Consider the following 19127-nt stretch of genomic DNA (forward strand, 5'->3'; position numbering starts at 1 on the left):
ATTTTATCCTGAGCATAATGTTGCAATGCGGCTTGGATTCGTTTTTCACTTTCGTTATCGAGGGCGCTGGTTGCTTCATCCAAAATCAGAAGCGATGCGTGTTTGTAGATTGCACGGGCGATGGCGATTCTCTGGCGCTGTCCGCCGGAGAGGTTGGCTCCGAACTCTTGCATAACCGTATGGATCCCTTCGGGAAGAGCGGAAGCAAAGTCGAGAGCATCCGCTTTTTGGAGGGCATCCTTAACCCGTTCTTCATCGATCTCTCCGCCATACGCCACATTCGCGGCTAAGGTATCCTGCAGGATATAGACACGCTGTGATACGGCAGCAATTTGATTTCGAAGAGAGTTTTGGGTGTACTCTTTGATATTGCGATCATTGAGACGGACACTTCCTTCAGCGGGGTCGTAAAAACGGAGCAGAAGATTGACCAGAGAACTTTTTCCGCCGCCGCTTTGTCCCACGAGGGCAATGGTTTGACCTGATCCAATGGATAGATTCAGGTTGGAAAGGGCAGTTTTATCACCGAATTTCAGGGTGACATTTTCGAAACGTATATGGGAAATCGGTTCATTCAGTGACAATGGACCGTCTTGAATCGCATTTTCCAAATCGAAAATATGAAAGACCCGTTCACTGGCCGCTTGAGCGTCCTGAATTTTGCTATAGATAGCACTGACACGGCGTAAAGGTTGAAATACTAAACCGACCGCCGTTAGAAAAGCGGTAAATTCGCCAACACTCATGGCACCCGAATACACTTGCTGCCCACCGATAAAAATAACGGCGGCAAGACCTGTCGAGGCAATCATCTCCATTATCGGCGATACGAGTTCGCTTGTATAGGTCGATTTCATATTCAGTTTGAAAAAGTGTTCATTTTCTTCTCGAAACCGTCTCATTTCATACGCTTCGGTCGCATTGGCTTTGATAATTTCACTGTTGTTAAAGACTTCGGTCAAACGGGTCATCAGATCCGCATTCTTTTCTTGGGAACGGTGTGACAACCGTTTTAACCGCTTTGTGATTTTAATAAGGGGAAAAATGACGATCGGCATGACAAAAAGTGCCCAAAATGCCAATGTCGCATTGAGATAGATGACATAAGCGACCAATGCGACTATCGTCAAACTTTCACGAATCAACTCAGGCATCATCGTCGAGACGAAATATTGGATTCGGGCAATATCATTGGTGATGCGCGAAATCAGCTCTCCGCTGCGATTCGTATAGAGAAAATTCATATCCATATGCACTATTTTTTCGAGCAGATTTTCACGCAGACGAGAGACGATGTGCAAGCCGATATAGGTATTGTAGATGGACTGCAGATAGCGGCCGATGGATTTAATGGTGTAGATTCCCACGAGCAGTGCCGGGATGATGTAGAGCATCTCATGCTCTTTTTTAATGAACATATTGTCCATCAAAGGCTGCATGATCTGAGCCGTACCTGCCGTTGCGGTGACCGTGAGAAGTATCCCGATAAGGACCATCATATATTGGAATTTGTATCCTCGGATATAGGGCCAGTATCGTCTGTAAATTTCTTTGAATTTCAATCGCGTATCTCCCAGAAAGTTCCGGTGGGAGTATCCATGATCGATACTCCGAGTGCACTCAATTCATCCCTCAATGCATCGGACGAGGCGAAATCTTTAGCCTTTTTGGCTTCGGTTCGTTTCATGACAAGATCATTGATTTTTGCTTTGGCGTTTTCATCCAGACCGAATTGGAAATACTCATAAGGGTTCTTTCCGCCAAAGCCTAAGATCGCCTCAATTGCAGAGAGGTTCGAGAGCAGTATCTGCCGATAGTTTTTGTCTTTTGGATTGAGATCGAGGGCTTCGTTGGCAGAGCTGATAAGTTCATCGATCAGAGCGTAGGCGCGTGAGACATTCAAATCATCGCCCAACGCTTCGAGAAGGGCTTTTTTAAAGTCAGTTTCGACGGTGTCGGCATGCAGCCCGAAGAGGCGCTTTTTAAGACGGTAAAGACGATCAAGGCGCCGCTTGGATACGATCAAATCCTCTTCGTTAAAATTGAAATCACCCCGATAATGGGTACTGAGCAGATAGAATCGAAGGACTTCACCGTCATAGGCTTTTAAAGCGTCTTTGAGGAAAAAACTGTTCCCCAGACTTTTAGACATTTTTTCGCCGCCAATCGTTACGAAACCGTTGTGCATCCAATATTTTGCGAGCTCATGATCTCCTGAACAACGGGTTTGTGCCGCTTCGTTTTCATGGTGTGGGAATAGCAGATCGGCACCGCCGCCGTGGATGTCGATGGCGTATTCTCCCTCTCCTTGGCGTACATAGCTCTCTATCATTGCCGAACATTCCAAATGCCATCCCGGACGTCCCCGGCCATAAGGGGAATCAAAGGCGACACCCTCATCATGAACCGCTTTCCAGAGGGCAAAATCGGCTTCATTTCTTTTTTCACCCACTTTTTCGACACGGCTGATGTTTTCATTGCTTTGACGATTGGAAAGACTAAGATAGCCTTTGTCGCTGGCCGTGTCAAAATAGATGTCACCGTTGCTGATGGTATAGGCATGTCCTTTATCAAGGAGTTTTTGTATCATTTCGACCATGGCGCCGATCGATTCGGTCGCTTTGGGTTCGAGTGTCGGAGGACGTACCCCGATTGCCGCCATGTCACGGGTATACGAGGCACTGTATTTTTCAGCGATTTCTGTTGTACTGATGTTTAATTCGCGCGCTTTGTTGATGATCTTATCGTCGATATCGGTGATATTGCGGGCAAAGAATACTTCATACCCTTTGGCTTCCAAAACGCGGCGGAGAAGATCGAAGACCAAGGCACTTTTCGCATGCCCGAGGTGAGCATCATCATATACCGTCGGTCCGCAGACATAAAGGGATACTTTACCCTCTCTAAGCGGTTCAAATTTTAGTTTTGTTTTTTTGACACTGTCATAAATATACATATTGTTCCTAAATGTTAACGTATCAAGTTTATCAAAAATTGATTTAAAGTATAAAATGCCGCTGCTATTGCTAATCCTGAGATCAGAAAATAGAGACTCAATTTTGTTTTCAGCAGATCAAAAAAGATTTTCCATCCTACCTCTTTGACCGTAAGGATCAACTGTACGGCGCCGCCGATACTGCCGGCCAATGCCAAACCTGCCGCTCCCATCGACTGCATGAGTATGACCGAAAAAATGACATTGATGACAAGGGACGCGGCAGCAATTTTGGCGGCTTTGAGGTGCTTGTGCATAGCGTACAGATACAAGGAAAAAAGCTTAGCCAGCCCGAAGGGGATGAGCCCCACCATGTACATCATCAAAACATCGGCAGTATTATGGGTGTCTTGAACCGTGAAACTGCCTCTCTCAAACAAAAGCCATACGATAGGTTCCGCTAACAGCATCCCTCCTAAAACGGATACTCCCAATAAAGCGCTGAGCAGCCAAAACGATTTGTAGAGATTTTTGTAAGCGAGGAGCTGGTTTTCATTTTTGATCGCTTTGGCAATCGTGGGGAAAAGTGCTGTGGTTATCGCCAAAGCGATAATGGCAAAAGGGAGCTGAAAAATCCGGTTGGCATAAAAGAGATACGATACGGAACCTGCCGCTAAAAATGAGGCGAGCGAGGTATCGATAAAAGAAGCGATCTGTGCGGTTGAATTTCCTATAAGTGAGGGGAAAAAGAGAGAACCGAATTTGGACTCTTCGTCTTTGACATCTTTGGTTTTTCGGTATTTCCATCCTCCGACAAGGACTTTTAAAAGCCCTTGCTGACGAATTGAATAGAGGTGGGTGGCGACTTGGAACAATCCTCCGATGAGTATTGCAAAACTGAGCGCGTAGACAATGACTTTCGGATCACTTTTACTGAAGAGCAAAAGAGCGGTGATCATGGCAATATTGAGCCAAACGGTTGAAAAAGCGGTCGTAAAAAAATGTTCTTTATGCTGCAGCAGCGCCCCTAAAAAGGTTACGATGAAGATGAGGTCCAAATACCAAAAATTAATGGCGGTGAGCGGCGCGGTTTTGGAAATCAGCTCTTCACCCCAGTCCCATGCTAAAAGTTTGGTTGAAAATTCGGGAAAGAGAGTGACTAAAAAAGATAATGCGATAATAAATGCCATGAAACGGATGAAGATAGCGACGGCAAAAACGCTTTTTTGCCCCGAGGCGATGTAGGAGGGCATAAAGCTTTGGGTAAAAGAACCCTCGGCAAAGATGCGGCGAAAGAGATTTGGAAATTTGAAGGCCATTAAAAAGATATCGCTCCACATATTGGCACCCAGAACGGATGTCATCAGAATATCTCTGACAAGACCCGTAATACGGGAGATGAGGATACCAAACGAATTGGAGAATATCGATTTAAACATACGCTATATTAAGTCCAAATATAAATTTTACGCAATTTTAACCGATAAGTGATTAAAATAGTGTCACTGATGCAAAGGATCAACAATGGGACTGTTTACGAAAGAGGATGCACACGACGAGTCAACAGGGCATATCAAGCCGTTTGTCGTTCGTACTTCTAATGTTGCCAAGGAACTTTTGCAAGCTTCTGCCAATTACAAAATCCCGGTGCAATCCCTCGATTTCCAGCTTCTTGATACTCAAACGTTTAGCAAAACCGCATCAGAGGGGACCGCAGTCGATTGGATCGAGCTCTCTTCCGATGAAGTAAAAGAATTGAACGAGGAACATTTTCTCAATCCGAAATTTGAACTGAAGCAGGTCCATGAAGTTGAGATATTCTCGATTACCGAATCCCATCCGCTGGATACGATTGAAATGTCAATCGGCGGAAATTCGTCACTGTGCAAAATCTATTTAACGATCAAACCGGGAAGTGTTGCCAACTATTACGATACGTTTCAAGAAGACTTTATCCATTTAGTGAACAAAAAAAAGCTTCGGGCCAATTTGATGATCGGACTTTTTGATGCGAGCATGCTCCAAAACATCGATGAACTGCTGGCCAAAATCCGGATTCAGGGGACATACCGTTTTGAATCTCAGGAACGCTACCTCATAGCCCAGGGGTATGAGCCGGTAGAAACCGTGAATGATAAACTGATCCTTCATTACGAAGCCAAACGGCAAAATATGGACGAGCACGGACGTGTCGATTATGCGAAACGCGGATATGTGATGAGTGCCGTTAAAGATGAGCTTTTGATCGAATATATAAAACCTAAAAAAGGTGAAAACGGCCGGAATTGCCGCGGTGAATTTATTATCCCGAAAGAGCCGGTTGTTAAATTTGAACCCACTTTTGGAACGGGGGAGAACATCGCGATCGTAGACACTCCTAAGAGTATTGAATATCGTGCTGCAGTCGGAGGTTATGTCACTTTCGAAGGGGGCATATATAACATCAGTACCGAAGTCGAGGTGACTGAGATCAGTTTTAAAACAACCGGATCGATCGATACGCAGTTAGATGCGGATGTCTCGATTAATGTCAAAGAGAAGGATGCGCTTAAAGATGCGATCGGTATGGGGATGGAAGTGACCGTCAATATCATCAACATTGACGGGAATATCGGTCCGAATGCCAAAGTTACGGCTAAAAAAGCGACGGTGGAGGGGCAGGTACATCAAAGTGCCGTCATTTCTGCCGATGACCTCACCATCAACATCCACAAAGGGACGGCATACGGCAAAGAGGTCCATATTGCCCGCCTTGAACACGGAATCGTCGAAGCAGACAAAGTGACGGTCACGCAAGCGACCGGAGGAAAGATACGTGCACGTGAAATCGTGATCGAGATGCTGGGGTCCCATGTCAAAATGACGGCATCGCATCGTATCGAGATCCAAAAGTTTCAGGGGAGTGAAAACCAATTTATAATTGATCCGATGATCGATGAGTCCAGAGAAAATCTTGAAGAACACTCAGGACAAATGGTGCATGTCAAGGAGTCTATCCGTGATATTAAAAAAGAGCTTGAGGGGTATGAGCAGACATTGCGGGAAAATGCTCCGGGAATGGAAGACCTCAAACGCAAGCTTGCCCATTATAAAAGCAACGGGATCAAAATGCCTGTCGCATTTGTTCAAAAATATCAGCAGCATCAACAGTTCAAAGAGAAACTCGAAGCACTTCGCAATGAACTTAAAACGAAAGAAGATCAATATGCATGGTTGAGTGAAAAACATACGGCCTTGCAAAACGAGATCTTTGATGCCCGCATTATCAATCATGACCGCTGGCGGAATCACAATGAGATCATCTTTAAGCTGATTAATCCTGAAATTGATGTTTTTTATGTTCCTGCACACAACAGCGAAGAGAAAATTTTAGGATTATATGAAGACGAAGACGGAGAATTTTCAATCAAGGTTTTAACGCAATGATCATCGGGTTAGAAGGTATTATCGAATATAAAGAGCCGACATCGGTTCATTTGAATGTTAACAGTGTAATTTATGAAGTATTTATTTCGTTGCATACCTACAGCATAATCGGTTCGGAGAAAGCGCGTTTGCATATTCATCATGTTATTCGTGAGGACGCCCAGCAGCTGTACGGTTTTGCCCAAAAGAGTGAAAAAGTTCTCTTTGAGGGGATGCTGAAAATCAACGGTATCGGACCCAAAGCGGCCCTTGCGATTTGTTCGACCTTTACGCCGGAGCAGTTTGCGGGTATTATTTCATCTAAAGATATTAATGCACTCAAAAAAGTTCCCGGTATCGGACCGAAAAGCGCAAGCCGGATTATGGTGGAATTAGCGGGATTCGATGCGATCCTCTTAAATTCCGGTCCGATGGCAAGTTCAGCGGCAACGGAAGCCTCGATGGCGTTGGAATCCCTCGGATTCAAAAAAGAGCAGATTGCCAAAGCCCTCAGTCTGTCTCATGCAACCGATACTGCGGCATTAGTGAAAGACGCATTAAAACAACTTCAAAAACTCTAAAACAAGGACAATCTAGTGAAATTAGCCATTTTATTCGGCGGAGCGAGTTACGAACATGAGATCAGTATTGTCAGTGCGATCACGGTCAAAGAAAAATTGAGCCGATATGAACTGAGTTTCATTTTCTGTGATCAGGATCATAAATTTTATTTGATCGACGGTTCCAAAATGAAAGCGGTCACTTTTTCACGCGGCGAACATCGCAAGATGCCTCAAATTTTTCTTACCAACGGCGGATTTGAGCAGCGTGGAATGTTTGGAGCGAAAAAACATGAGATGCCGGTTTTAAATCTAATCCACGGCGGAGACGGGGAAGACGGTTCGATTGCGGCATTGATGGATTTTTTCAATATCCCGTTTATCGGCCCGCGCAAAGAAGCGTCAATGCTCAGCTTTGACAAACATTACACCAAGTGGCTTGCCGCGTCGCTCGGCGTCAAAACGCTTCCGTTTGAAATCGTTCGCAAAGAGGGAGAACGAATTATTTTCACCCCCTATCCGTTTATCGTCAAACCTTCCCGTCTGGGAAGCTCAATCGGAGTGAGTGTCGTTCGCAATGCGGATGAACTGGACTATGCGCTGGATGTCGCTTTCGAATTTGATGAGGTAGTATTGATCGAGCCGTTCATGGGTGGGGTTAAGGAGTATAACCTTGCCGGTTTCAGTGCACGCGGAGAGATAACCTATTCGATTGTAGAAGAGCCTCAAAAAGCCGAATTCTTGGATTTTGAGAAAAAGTATCTTGATTTTTCCCGTTCTGCCAAAGTAGCGGAAGCCTCGATCGATGAGGAATTGGTCCAACAGCTTCGGGATGCGTTTAAAACAATCTATACTCCGCTATTCGAAGGGGCATTGATCCGTTGCGATTTCTTTGAGATTGAGGGTGAAGTCTATCTGAATGAGGTCAATCCGATTCCCGGATCAATGGCAAACTATCTTTTTGAAGATTTTAGCGGTTCGATCCAAAAGCTTCTCGGAGCATTGCCGGACAAAAAGGCAATTCGGGTCAATTATGATTACATCCACTCTATCTCCCAAGCTAAAGGGAAATAAGCGTGGCAGTTAAAACGGTTCAATACAAACAGCATACTTTTTCGATCAGTTATGAGATACTTAACCCGACGTCTCATTTTGATATACTTTTTTTACACGGCTGGGGATCGCATAAGAATCTGATGAAGCATGCATTTGGGAAGCATCTTCGTGCATTTCGCCATATTTACATCGATTTGCCGGGATTTGGCAACAGTACGTGTAATATGGCTCTCTCTACAGAAGATTATGCGAATATTTTAGAATCTTTTATTTCCCAAATCGATGCGACCAAAGCGATCGTTTTAGGACATTCGTTTGGCGGTAAAGTAGCAACACTGCTGAACCCTGAGCTTTTGGTATTGGTAGGATCAGCTGGAATTTTGGTCCCGAAACCGTTTAAAATACGGGCCAAAATCTTTCTCTTCAAGTTATTGAAATTTACGGGGCTGACCTCTTTGCGCCGCTTTTTTATTGCGCCTGATGCACAAGGCCTTTCACAGCCGATGTATGAGACATTCAAACACGTGGTGAATGAAGATTTCGAGAATAAATTCCATGCGTTCAAAGGAAAAGCTTTACTCTGTTTCGGACGCCAGGATACCGCAACTCCGATGTGGACAGCCTATAAAATTGCCGAATTGATTCCGGAATCAAAAGTCGTCGAATTTGACGGCGATCACTATTTCTTTTTAGAGCAGGGTGAGAGAGTCGCCAAAGAGATTGAGAATACCTTTTTAAAAAGCTTGGAACACTAAGGAATACCTATGGATTACCCGCACATTTTTGCATTTCTGACCAACGTCATTTTTGTAATGGCCTTAGGATGGTACCTGATTACAAACCTCCAATGGTATGACTACCGGATTGAGAGGGTCGTATTGCGCCATCATAAAACATGGTGGCACATCGTCTATTTCATTGTCCCTTTTATCGCCTATTATGCGACAGGGGAGTTTTTCTGGATCTTTTTTTATTTTGCCGTTCTCCCTTCTATCGTCCTTTGGCACCGTAAACTTGATAAAAAAGTCGTTTTGACATGGCGGGTAAAACGGTTTTTGATCCTTTTGTTCTCTCTGACTCTGTTTCAGGATATTCTTTGTACTTTAAAAGATGCATGTGAGCTTTATGGGGTATTTATGCCGCTTGCGGTCACCTACCTCGGTTCATGGGCGATTGAGAAATTTTTATTTGAGGCGTATAAGCGTCAGGCGAAAACAAAAATAGCATCTATGAATGATTTGATGATCATCTGTGTCACGGGAAGTTATGGAAAGACGTCGATGAAAAATTTCATTGCACAGGTATTGTCCCATAAATATAACGTTTATGCAACGCCGCGAAGCGTCAACACCCTCGGAGGTATCATTCGGGATGTGAATGAGTCGCTTCCGCAGAGTGCACAGGTCTATATCTGTGAAGCGGGTGCACGTGAAGTGGGGGATATCTATGCTATCACCCAGTTGTTGAATCCGCAGATCGTTGTCGTCGGCAAAGTCGGACCGCAGCATTTGGAGTATTTTAAAACACTGGAACGAATTCAGCGGACGAAACTGGAAATTATCCATTCGAATCGTCTTGAGAGGGCTTTTATCCATACTTCCGTCACCGATGTACCGCATGAAAAAGTGACGTTTTTCGGTGAAGAGATCCAAAACCTTTCCGCAACTTTGGAAGGGATCGATTTTGATCTCTCTGTCGCCGGAGAGTCTCGCCATTTCCATACTTCCGTATTGGGCGGATTCCAGAGTATTAACATCAATGCAGCGATCTTGATCGCTTCACAGATGGGTATGAGTGCTGATGAGATCGTTCACGCGGTCGAAAAACTCAAAAGCGTCGAGCACCGCTTGGAACGTATTGATGCGGGGGGCAAAATTATCCTCGATGACGGATATAACGGCAATATTGACGGGATGCTGGAGGGGGTTCGCCTTTGTTCGCTCCATGATGGGCGAAAGGTGATCGTCACTCCCGGACTTGTAGAGAGTACGGAAGAACTGAACAGCCAGTTGATTGCCGCGATAAACGGAGTTTTTGATATCGCGATCATTACGGGATCGCTCAATGCGGTGCAGTTCGAAAAAGAGTTGAATGTCCATCAGGTGATTATGCTCAAAGACAAATCCCAGATGGTCAAAGTATTGGGTGAAGTAACCCATGCGGGAGATATTATTCTCTTCGCGAATGACGCTCCCAATTTTATCTAATGCAGTTTTTTGTACGATTGATCCATTGGAGCGGTAAAATAGCTGCTTCGGCATTGATTTTATTGGTTGCCTTGGTTGTTTATGATGCATCTATGCGTTATCTTTTCCAATCCGGATCAATCACTTTACAAGAACTTGAATGGCATTTGTTCGATGTCATTATTCTCCTCTCCATCGCCTATACTTTTTCGCATGATGCCCATGTCCGGGTAGATATTTTTTATGAGCGATTCACTCCAAAAACAAAAGCGATTGTCAATTTGCTCGGGTCACTGTTATTTGTCCTCCCTTTCTCCCTTCTTATCATCTATTTAGGGATTGATTTTGTGGCTTTGAGTTTTTCGCAGATGGAAGCTTCTGCCGATCCGGGCGGATTGCCGTATCGCTTTATCATTAAATCGTTTATTCCGCTTGCCTTTATTCTGATGATGATTCAAACATTGCATGTCATCGTTGCATCTTATCGAACGATACGGGGAGTATAAGCAATGGCCATTCTGATGCTGTTTATTGCACTGGGGCTCTTAGGCGTCGGTATTCCCGTAGCGTTTGTCTTTGGCGGAGCCGCATTGGTGGCAGCTCTCCTCTCTCCAGATGTCGGGTTGGAAGTTTTTAACGTATTGCCGTTTCGTATTTACGGCATTATGAGCAACTCCACTCTGATGGCGGTTCCGTTGTTCATTTTGATGGGTTTGCTGCTGGAGCGTTCGGGAACGGCGGAAAAACTCTTGATCGCGATGACCTCGATGTTCGGAAGTCTCAAAGGGGGGTTGGCCATCAGCGTTGTCCTTGTCGGTGCCGTGTTGGCCGCAACGATGGGTATTGTCAGCGCTTCGGTGGTCATGATGTCGCTGATCGCCTTGCCGTTGATGGTGCGTGCAGGATATTCGAAAGAGCTTTCGAGCGGTACGATTGCCGCAAGCGGAACATTAGGACAGATCATACCTCCCTCGGTTATTTTGATTATTTTAGGCGATGTTATGAACATCAGTGTAGGGGAATTGTTTGTAGGAGCCGTTTTACCGGGCCTTCTTCTGGTCACACTGTACATCGTTTACATTATTGTAATCTCCCATCTCAAACCGCATATCGCACCTCCTTTGAGCGATGAGGATCGGCACGGCTCTTTTGCCTCTTTGGTGTGGGCAATAACGCCGATGTTGGCCCTGATGATCGTTGTTTTAGGGTCTATCTTTACGGGAATAGCGTCTCCCAGCGAATCGGCTGCTTTCGGGGTAATCGGTGCCGCGGTGCTCGCCATGCTGAACAAAACTTTTAATCCTACTATGCTGTATCAGTCTATACGGGAGACGTTGAAGCTCAGCGGGATGATCTTTATGATTTTGATCGGAGCAACAGCGTTTAGTCTCGTATTCAATGAACTGGGCGGAACCGATCAGGTGATTGAATTTTTCGGTAATCATGTTGACAGCGTATGGATATTTATCTTTATCGCCATGATGGTCGTTTTTATTTTGGGATTCTTTATCGATTTTATCGAAATCTCTTTTATCATCGTCCCAATTTTGATTCCGGTGATGCATGCTTATGGGATTGATCCGTTGTGGTTTGCCATTTTGTTGGCGATGAATCTGCAAACTTCTTTTTTGACCCCGCCGTTTGGGCTTTCCCTCTTTTTCGTGAAAGGCGCAGTCGGTGATTTGGTAACTTCCGGGCAGATTTATAAGGGGATTATCCCGTTTGTGCTCTTACAGATACTTGCTTTGGGATTGGTGATGCTGTTCCCGAATCTTGTATTTGCATTTGTTTGATAGGAACTTCAAAGGCGATAGAAAATATTTGTATCTTTGATACAGAAGTTTGAGAAAGGAACATTGATGGATAGAGAGATTTTATATGCACCATGGCGGAATGACTACGTAGCCGGAGAACGGATAGATGGGTGTGTCTTTTGTCATATCAGCACCCATTCTGCGGACGATGAGGCACTTCATGTTCTGTACCGGGATGAACATTGCTTTATTGTGATGAACCGTTATCCGTATACCCCGGGTCATTTTATGATTATCCCGCATTGTCATACCGATGCGTTAGAGTCTCTTGATCCGGCAGTATGGCTGCACATGAGCACCTTGGCTCAAAAAGGGGTGCGTCTTTTAAAAGAGGGATTCGGTGCCCACGGTGTCAATATCGGAATGAATTTAGGGAAAGCCGGCGGGGCGGGGATCGCAGAACATATCCATATGCACTTGGTTCCGCGATGGGAGAGAGATACGAATTTTATAACATCGATCGCCCAAACACGTGTCTATTCAACCGATTTCGAAAATATCTATTTACGTCTTAAAGAAAAGGCTCAATCTTATTTTTGAGCAGGATCTTCTTCCAAAGTCATACTTACCAATACTAAAATGATTAAAAAATTATTATGAATACTAATTCAGATATAACCGTAAAAGTGTAAATTTTTGTTACAATTAGCATTAAAATTTATACAATAAATATGTCGAAAAATATCATATGGTGACATTACAATGACAATTAGTTGCTATAATGTGCCCAATAATTTAGCTAAACAGGGTGAAAAAATGTTTGATTATAAAATTCCGTATTCAAAAGTTGCCGTCATTTTGTCTTTGTGCGCATTTTCACAACTGAATGCATTAAGCCTTCAAGAAGGGGTCGATGAAGTTCTTTTGACGCATCCTGTAGTACAGGAACGTTTGCATAATTATCGTGCCACCTTGGAAGATTTGCGTATGACTGAATCCCAATATCTCCCGACATTGGATTATTCCGGAACGATTGCACGTGAAAAAACAAAATCTCCAAGTACGCAGAACAGAAGTGTTTCTTTATCATCGTATGAGCATTCGCTGCAACTGACACAAAATCTTTTTAACGGTTTTGGTACGGTTTATGAAGCTGATTACAATAAAGCGCGTATCTTAGCGGCGGCGAATCATTACATCGAAAATGCAAATGATGCGGCATTTAATTTTATCAATAATTATATCAATGCCTTGAAATCACGGGATTTGCTCGCTATTGCCAAAGCGAATGTTCAATTTAATGAGGATATCTACACCAAAGTCAACAAGCTTTACGGAGCAGGGATGACAACCCGTTCGGAAGCGGAAAAAGCCGATACGTCATTGTCATTGGCCAAATCCAATTATGTCGTTGCACAAAACAATCTGGATGATTCATTGTTTAATCTTGAACGGGTATTGGGACGCCATGTGAATGCCGAAGAACTTCAAGATGCTGCTTTCTCCGGAACAATACCTTCATCACGCGAAGAGATGAAAGAGTATGCACATGCATACAATCCGTCCGTTCTGGTCAGCGAATATAATATTAAAGCGGCAAAAGCGCAAAAAGAGGCTGCTTATAAAAACTATTATCCGAAAATCGATGCGTTTGCCCGCCAAAGCTGGGCCAATGACGTTGGTGGATTGCTGGGGAATGACGACCGTACCAAATTCGGTCTCTCTCTTTCGTATAACCTCTATCGCGGCGGAGCGGATGAGTCTCAAATCCAAAAAAACCTGAGCAAAATATATCAAGAGAATGAGAATAAGCGGGAAACGGTTCGTAAATTAGACGAACAGGGAGACCTTTCTTGGTCGGCTAAAACATATTTGACCGAGCAGATTGAACATTTGAAACGATATGAAGTAACCAGTGCCAAAACCCTTGAACTCTACCAAAAAGAGTATGATTTAGGACGCCGCACCTTATTGGATCTTTTAGTGGCACAAAATGACCATGTTTCCGCCCAATCGCAGATTGTACGTGCCGAAAATGATCTTTTATTCGCTAACTACCGTATCTTGGATGCGATGGGATCTATGGTTCAAAATGTGTTAGGTTCTAAAACACAATCGTATACCAATGCAGTCGGATTGAATGTATTGGACAAGGCTCTTGATAATGACGGGAAGATCGATACACTGATTTTTGCCGATCGTCAAAAAGGCCCTTACACACGGGATCAATAATAATATTTTTCGGTTAAAGAGATAATGAATTTGGATAAGGGCAAAGACGGATGAGTGAGGAATTTGAGGGGAAAATAAGCGATTACGAAGGGGTTGCATTCGGAGTAGATCCATTATTGCAGTGTTTGGTTCTGTTTACACAGGCGTATCATAAACCCTTTACGGCTGAAGCACTTATGGCAGGATTGCCAATTGCTCCTTGGGGCGGGGCCTTGCGTCTTTTCAGCCTCAAGTCTTCTAAAAGCCTTTTTTCCCGTGCCGCAAGCCGGGCCGGTTTAAAAAGTACGCTGGTCAATCGGAAGTTAGCGGATATTTCACCCTTGCAGCTGCCGATGATATTATTGCTTGATAATAATCATGCGTGTATTTTAGATTCCATTTCAGCAGATCGTAAAACCTATAAAATTATCCTTCCGGCAGAAGAAGCGATCGAAGAAAATGTACCTTTCGAAACACTGGAAAAAGAGTACACCGGGTTTGCTTTTCTGATCAAAAAACCATTTGTCTATAATGAAAATGATTCGTTGACATTGAATGTCAAACACAAACATTGGTTCTGGGATACGATAAAACTCTCTAAAAATATTTATCGCGACGTTATTTATGCGACCGTATTGGTCAATTTGTTTGTCTTGGCCAGTCCATTGTTTACGATGAGTGTTTATGACCGTGTAATTCCCAACAATGCCACCGAAACGTTATGGGTATTTGCGATCGGCGTTCTCGTCGTCTATACCATCGATACATTTTTAAAATTTACCCGTGCGATGCTGTTGGAGAGTGCCGGTAAAAAAAGTGACATTATCATGTCTTCGATGATTTTTGAAAAAGTGCTTGATCTTAAAATGGCATCGCATCCTAAATCGGTCGGTTCATTCGCGAGCAACTTGAAAGATTTTGATTCGATTCGTTCGTTTTTAACGAATGCGACATTGACGGCACTGGTCGATTTTCCGTTTGCACTTCTTTTCTTATTGGTCATCGGATACATCGGCGGATGGATGGTTGTGGTTCCGATCGTGATGATGCTTCTGATTTTAGGATATGCACTGTTTATGCGCAATGCATTGCGTGAAAGTATCGAAGAGACCCATAAGGCTTCAGCCGCTAAAAGTTCGATCATGATCGAAGCGCTGCAAAATATCGAAACCCTAAAAACGCTGGGTGCGTCCGGGCAGGTTCAGTGGGCGTGGGAAGAAGCAACGGGAGAGATTGCCCAAAGAAGTTTAAAATCACGGTTGATCTCAACTTCTATTTCAACGGTGACCGGTTTTTTAACGCAGTTGACGACGGTACTGTTAGTCATCGTTGGTGTTTATCTCATCGGTGAGCATGAACTCACGATGGGGGGGCTTATCGCGGTTATTATTATTGCCGGCCGTACCGTAGCCCCGATGGGTCAGGCAGCTGCACTGATCGCGAATTATTCCGATGCCAAATCCGCATATGATGTTCTTGAGGGGATTATCTCCCAGCCTTCAGAACGTCCGCACGGGAAAAAGTTTATTACCCGTCCAAAGTTCAAGGGAGAAATCGAGTTTAAAGATGTGAGTTTTGCTTATGATGAAGCGGATCACAGTGCGCTTAAAAATATCTCTTTTACGATAAAAGCAGGGGAAAAAGTAGCCATAATCGGTCGGATCGGCTCAGGAAAAAGTACGATCTCGAAACTCTTACTCCATCTTTATGAACCGACAGAGGGATCAATTTTACTCGATGGCATCGATATTAAACAAATCGACCCGGCAGATTTGCGTAAAAATATATCTTATGTTTCTCAGGACATTACGCTGTTCAAAGGGAATGCAAAAGACAATATCGCCTATCGCTCAACACGCGCCAGTGATGAACAGATGATCCGTGCTTCGGTTATATCGGGAGCCGATGAGTTTATACGCAAGCACCCGAAAGGGTATGAAATGCCTATTGGAGAGCGGGGGATGGGACTTTCGGGCGGTCAGCGCCAAAGTATCGGGATTGCGAGAGCATTATTGTTCGAGTCTCCTATTATTATTATGGATGAACCGACGAATGCGATGGATCAGCTAAGTGAAAACCGGCTGATTGCCAATCTCAAAAGTTATCTGGAAGACAAAACGGCTATTCTGATTACTCAGAAAAATACTATTTTGCCGTTGGTTGACCGGATTATTGTTATGAATGAAGGGACAATTTATCTTGATGGCCCGAGAGATCAAGTGATTGCCAAACTTTCCGGAGGTGTCGCATGAGTAAGAATAAACGGTTCTCTTTCGATGCCAACGATTATAAGTTTATGCGCAGCCTTTCGGCTGCGGTACTGGAAGATACTCCATCACGTCTTCGCTCAATCCTTTTGTTTTGGATTGTGACGGTTGTTTTTCTATTGTTATGGGCAGCGCTCTCTCCGATAGATGAGATTGTCCGCGGGGACGGCAAGGTTATTCCCGGTGGAGAAAATCAGATGATACAGCACCTCGAGGGGGGAATCCTCAGTGCAATTATGGTTAAAGAGGGACAAAAAGTAAAAGCGGATGATATTTTGTTGAGGATCGATAATATCAAATCATCCTCGACGTATGAAAGCTCACAATACAAATCGGCAGAATTGCGGGCCAGATTGGTTCGGCTGCGTGCAGAAGCAAGCGGGAGCCCGTTTTCTCCAAGTGCAGAGGACATGGAAAAAATTCCGATGCAGATTATGCAAGAGAGAAGTTTATACAATTCCAATCTCGAACGGTTTCGCTCTCAAATCTCGGGGTTAAATGATCAATTAGCCCAAAAGCAAAGTGAAAAGCTTGAAGCGCAGGGACGGATAGCAGAACAAAAACGTGCTTATGAATACATCAAAGAAGAAGTGGCGATAACGGAACCGATGGTCGCTCAGGGGATTAAACCGAAAGTTGAATTTTTAAAACTGCAGCGAGAACTGAGTGATGTAAGGGAAAATTATAATGCATTGATTACTTCTATTCCTAGGCTCAATGCGGCTATCAATGAAATTACCAGCAAGATCCGAGAGGCACGTTCGGATTATACGACCAAAGCACAGCTGGATCTGAATGAAGCGTCAACGGAATATAAACGTGTCGGTGCCGAGAGTTCGGAATTGGCGGATCAGGTTACGCGTACGGTGATTAAATCACCTATCAACGGTATTGTCCAAAAGCTTTATGTCAATACGGTCGGCGGTGTTATCAAGCCGGGGGATAATCTGATTGAAATCGTTCCGACGGAGGGAGGATTATTGATCGAAGCAAAGGTCAAACCTGCCGATATCGCGTTTATTTATCCGGGGCAAGATGCCATCGTCAAAGTAACAGCGTATGATTTTTCGATTTATGGATCATTGCATGGAAAATTGATTACCATCAGCCCCGATACGGTAACCGATAAAAATGACAATGTCTATTATATCGTGAAGATCCAAACGGATAAAAAATATCTCGGTTCGAAAGATAAACCGCTGAAAATCCTTCCCGGGATGATGGTCAACGTTGATATTATCACCGGTAAAAAGACAATTTTAGAGTACATACTAAAACCGATTCTAAAAGCCAAACAATATACCTTCACGGAGCGATAAATGAAATTGTATTTGATGTCGGATGACATTGCGTTGCGTGCACGATGGATCGGAATTCTCAGCAGTTTGCATCCGACTACCCTGCCTGCATTTTCGCTGGATATACCATCACCGTCTATTGTAATGGCATCAGACCGTGTTTTGACCGATGTTTCCGATGAAATACTTAAAAAGCTTTTTGAACAGCGGGTGATGATCCTCTCGACGACCCCTAGTTTTTCCGAAGCGCAGAAATTTTTAGCCTTGGGTGCTATGGGCTATGGAAATGCCATGATGCATGAATCGCACCTCTATTCCGTTTACCAGGCGCTGGAAGAGGGAAAAGTTTGGCTTCACCCTGATTTTATTACGATGATGATTTTGCAAATACATGATCATAATAACCCTAAAGAAAAGTCATTGGAAATGTTAAATGTCCTCAGTAACAGAGAACGGGAAGTTGCCTTAATGTTGGGAAATGGATCAACCCATCAAGAGATTTCGGATGCATTGGATATTACGGTCCGAACGGTTAAAGCACATTCATCCGCCATCTATCAAAAGCTCGACATCAAAGATCGTCTGGCCCTCTCACTGCTCTTAAATAAATAATCAAAAATAAGATTTTACTAAATTAGTACCTAAGTACAATAGTATTCATTTTCTTCCTGCGCTAGAATTAACATTATAAATCTTCTCACTAGTAAGGGATCCCCATGTCACGAGTAATCGGATACGTTAAAGCTGTAGAAAACGGTACTTTTTTTGTTAAAGACGCAAAAGGTAAAGTTCACCAACTCAAAGTAGGTGAAGCGATTCATGAGGGTGAACTTGTCTATGGAGCACAGAGTAATCCTAATAATGCAAAAATCACAGTCGATGTGACACTTCAAGGTGCGGGCGATCTGGTTATTGCCGGTAATGGGGCTTTGCATTTTGATACGTCATTATTAGCGGGAGTTTTCAGCCACCATGATGCCGTTGTATATGTTAATTCCGTACATGACGCATTAGCCGCGATGCCGTCAAAAGAGTCATTGGCAGCTGCGGCTACCGATGCCGGGGATACCAACGCAGGAGAAACAGCCGCCGGTGATGCAGTAACGGATACGGAACGTGCGAGTGATACATTTGCTGATCGTACAGGTGCTGTTGGAGATGTTACTACACAACTGGATAACGGTCCGACAGCTGGTGATCAGACATCACCTTTGATAGCTGCAACCGACGTTCAAACGGTTAATTCTCAGCCGATTGTTTCAGATGTATCAGCTGCAGCGACAGAATCGGACGGGTTAGAGACAATTTTTACAGGAATATTGGAAGTAACAGATCCGGATACTGCCAATACCCATACCTTCCAGCAAACAGGGGCTGCTGCCGTTATTACCAGCAGCGGAGCCGTTGTAAGTGATTTGGCCGTAGCTGTGGCAGCGGATGGTACCTATACCGTTG

General features: G+C 44.0%; 16 protein-coding genes. 13 read left to right on the forward strand and 3 right to left on the reverse strand.

The window, feature by feature from the left end; all coding sequences use genetic code 11:
- From WAO38_RS06310 to murJ, 3 genes are all read right to left on the reverse strand, one after another.
- Nucleotides 1-1499: ABC transporter ATP-binding protein (locus WAO38_RS06310; protein WP_422235415.1), on the reverse strand; the 1499-nt coding region annotated here is incomplete at its 3' end.
- 59 nt (nucleotides 1500-1558) lie between these two features.
- On the reverse strand, nucleotides 1559-2956 hold the full coding sequence (gene cysS, locus WAO38_RS06315) for a cysteine--tRNA ligase (RefSeq protein WP_422235417.1): 1398 nt from the start codon (nucleotides 2954-2956) through the stop codon (nucleotides 1559-1561).
- A gap of 14 nt (nucleotides 2957-2970) precedes the next feature.
- Entirely contained in the window at nucleotides 2971-4374 is a 1404-nt protein-coding gene (murJ, locus tag WAO38_RS06320; protein WP_422235419.1) for a murein biosynthesis integral membrane protein MurJ, read from the reverse strand.
- Between the two features lie 85 nt (nucleotides 4375-4459).
- Here murJ and WAO38_RS06325 point away from each other — a divergent pair, with 85 nt between their 5' ends.
- The 13 genes from WAO38_RS06325 to WAO38_RS06385 all read left to right on the forward strand — a co-directional run.
- On the forward strand, nucleotides 4460-6361 hold the full coding sequence (locus tag WAO38_RS06325; RefSeq protein ID WP_422235421.1) for a flagellar assembly protein A: 1902 nt from the start codon (nucleotides 4460-4462) through the stop codon (nucleotides 6359-6361).
- Complete coding sequence (gene ruvA, locus WAO38_RS06330) at nucleotides 6358-6921, forward strand: Holliday junction branch migration protein RuvA (protein WP_422235423.1); 564 nt, start codon at nucleotides 6358-6360, stop codon at nucleotides 6919-6921. The genes WAO38_RS06325 and ruvA overlap by 4 nt, the downstream gene beginning before the upstream one ends.
- Before the next feature lie 15 nt (nucleotides 6922-6936).
- Nucleotides 6937-7974: a D-alanine--D-alanine ligase gene (locus WAO38_RS06335; protein ID WP_422235425.1), complete on the forward strand. Its 1038-nt coding sequence runs from the start codon at nucleotides 6937-6939 to the stop codon at nucleotides 7972-7974.
- A 2-nt stretch (nucleotides 7975-7976) separates the two neighbouring features.
- Nucleotides 7977-8711, forward strand: coding sequence for an alpha/beta fold hydrolase (locus tag WAO38_RS06340; RefSeq protein ID WP_422235427.1), 735 nt, complete (start codon nucleotides 7977-7979; stop codon nucleotides 8709-8711).
- A gap of 9 nt (nucleotides 8712-8720) precedes the next feature.
- The gene (locus WAO38_RS06345) at nucleotides 8721-10163 is read left to right on the forward strand and encodes a Mur ligase family protein (protein ID WP_422235429.1); all 1443 of its coding nucleotides are present in this window, start codon (nucleotides 8721-8723) and stop codon (nucleotides 10161-10163) included.
- Nucleotides 10163-10648 carry a TRAP transporter small permease subunit gene (locus tag WAO38_RS06350; protein WP_422235431.1) on the forward strand — a complete coding sequence of 162 codons (486 nt, stop codon included), beginning with the start codon at nucleotides 10163-10165 and terminating at the stop codon, nucleotides 10646-10648. Before WAO38_RS06345 ends, WAO38_RS06350 begins: the two co-directional genes overlap by 1 nt.
- Nucleotides 10649-10651: 3 nt before the next feature.
- Entirely contained in the window at nucleotides 10652-11935 is a 1284-nt protein-coding gene (locus WAO38_RS06355; RefSeq protein WP_422235433.1) for a TRAP transporter large permease, read from the forward strand.
- Between the two features lie 66 nt (nucleotides 11936-12001).
- Nucleotides 12002-12496 (forward strand): HIT family protein, encoded by a 495-nt coding sequence (locus WAO38_RS06360; RefSeq protein WP_422235435.1) that lies wholly within the window; start codon nucleotides 12002-12004, stop codon nucleotides 12494-12496.
- 216 nt (nucleotides 12497-12712) lie between these two features.
- Nucleotides 12713-14128, forward strand: coding sequence for a TolC family outer membrane protein (locus WAO38_RS06365; protein ID WP_422235437.1), 1416 nt, complete (start codon nucleotides 12713-12715; stop codon nucleotides 14126-14128).
- Between the two features lie 50 nt (nucleotides 14129-14178).
- The gene (locus WAO38_RS06370) at nucleotides 14179-16359 is read left to right on the forward strand and encodes a type I secretion system permease/ATPase (RefSeq protein ID WP_422235439.1); all 2181 of its coding nucleotides are present in this window, start codon (nucleotides 14179-14181) and stop codon (nucleotides 16357-16359) included.
- Nucleotides 16356-17693 (forward strand): HlyD family type I secretion periplasmic adaptor subunit, encoded by a 1338-nt coding sequence (locus WAO38_RS06375; RefSeq protein WP_422235441.1) that lies wholly within the window; start codon nucleotides 16356-16358, stop codon nucleotides 17691-17693. Before WAO38_RS06370 ends, WAO38_RS06375 begins: the two co-directional genes overlap by 4 nt.
- Nucleotides 17694-18284, forward strand: coding sequence for a LuxR C-terminal-related transcriptional regulator (locus WAO38_RS06380; RefSeq protein ID WP_422235443.1), 591 nt, complete (start codon nucleotides 17694-17696; stop codon nucleotides 18282-18284). It begins immediately after the preceding gene.
- Nucleotides 18285-18388: 104 nt separating this feature from the next.
- Nucleotides 18389-19127, forward strand: a 739-nt coding sequence (locus tag WAO38_RS06385) for a hypothetical protein (protein WP_422235445.1), incomplete at its 3' end; no start/stop codon positions are given.

The organism is Sulfuricurvum sp., assembly GCF_049277495.1.
GTDB lineage: Bacteria > Campylobacterota > Campylobacteria > Campylobacterales > Sulfurimonadaceae > Sulfuricurvum.

Coding starts and splice junctions, on each gene's coding strand:
- murJ (WP_422235419.1), bottom strand. CDS start 4,374: ATGTTTAAATCGATATTCTCCAATTCGTTTGGTATCCTCATCTCCCGT.
- WAO38_RS06360 (WP_422235435.1), top strand. CDS start 12,002: ATGGATAGAGAGATTTTATATGCACCATGGCGGAATGACTACGTAGCC.
- WAO38_RS06380 (WP_422235443.1), top strand. CDS start 17,694: ATGAAATTGTATTTGATGTCGGATGACATTGCGTTGCGTGCACGATGG.
- WAO38_RS06375 (WP_422235441.1), top strand. CDS start 16,356: ATGAGTAAGAATAAACGGTTCTCTTTCGATGCCAACGATTATAAGTTT.
- WAO38_RS06370 (WP_422235439.1), top strand. CDS start 14,179: ATGAGTGAGGAATTTGAGGGGAAAATAAGCGATTACGAAGGGGTTGCA.
- cysS (WP_422235417.1), bottom strand. CDS start 2,956: ATGTATATTTATGACAGTGTCAAAAAAACAAAACTAAAATTTGAACCG.
- WAO38_RS06350 (WP_422235431.1), top strand. CDS start 10,163: ATGCAGTTTTTTGTACGATTGATCCATTGGAGCGGTAAAATAGCTGCT.
- WAO38_RS06345 (WP_422235429.1), top strand. CDS start 8,721: ATGGATTACCCGCACATTTTTGCATTTCTGACCAACGTCATTTTTGTA.
- WAO38_RS06355 (WP_422235433.1), top strand. CDS start 10,652: ATGGCCATTCTGATGCTGTTTATTGCACTGGGGCTCTTAGGCGTCGGT.
- WAO38_RS06365 (WP_422235437.1), top strand. CDS start 12,713: ATGTTTGATTATAAAATTCCGTATTCAAAAGTTGCCGTCATTTTGTCT.
- WAO38_RS06325 (WP_422235421.1), top strand. CDS start 4,460: ATGGGACTGTTTACGAAAGAGGATGCACACGACGAGTCAACAGGGCAT.
- ruvA (WP_422235423.1), top strand. CDS start 6,358: ATGATCATCGGGTTAGAAGGTATTATCGAATATAAAGAGCCGACATCG.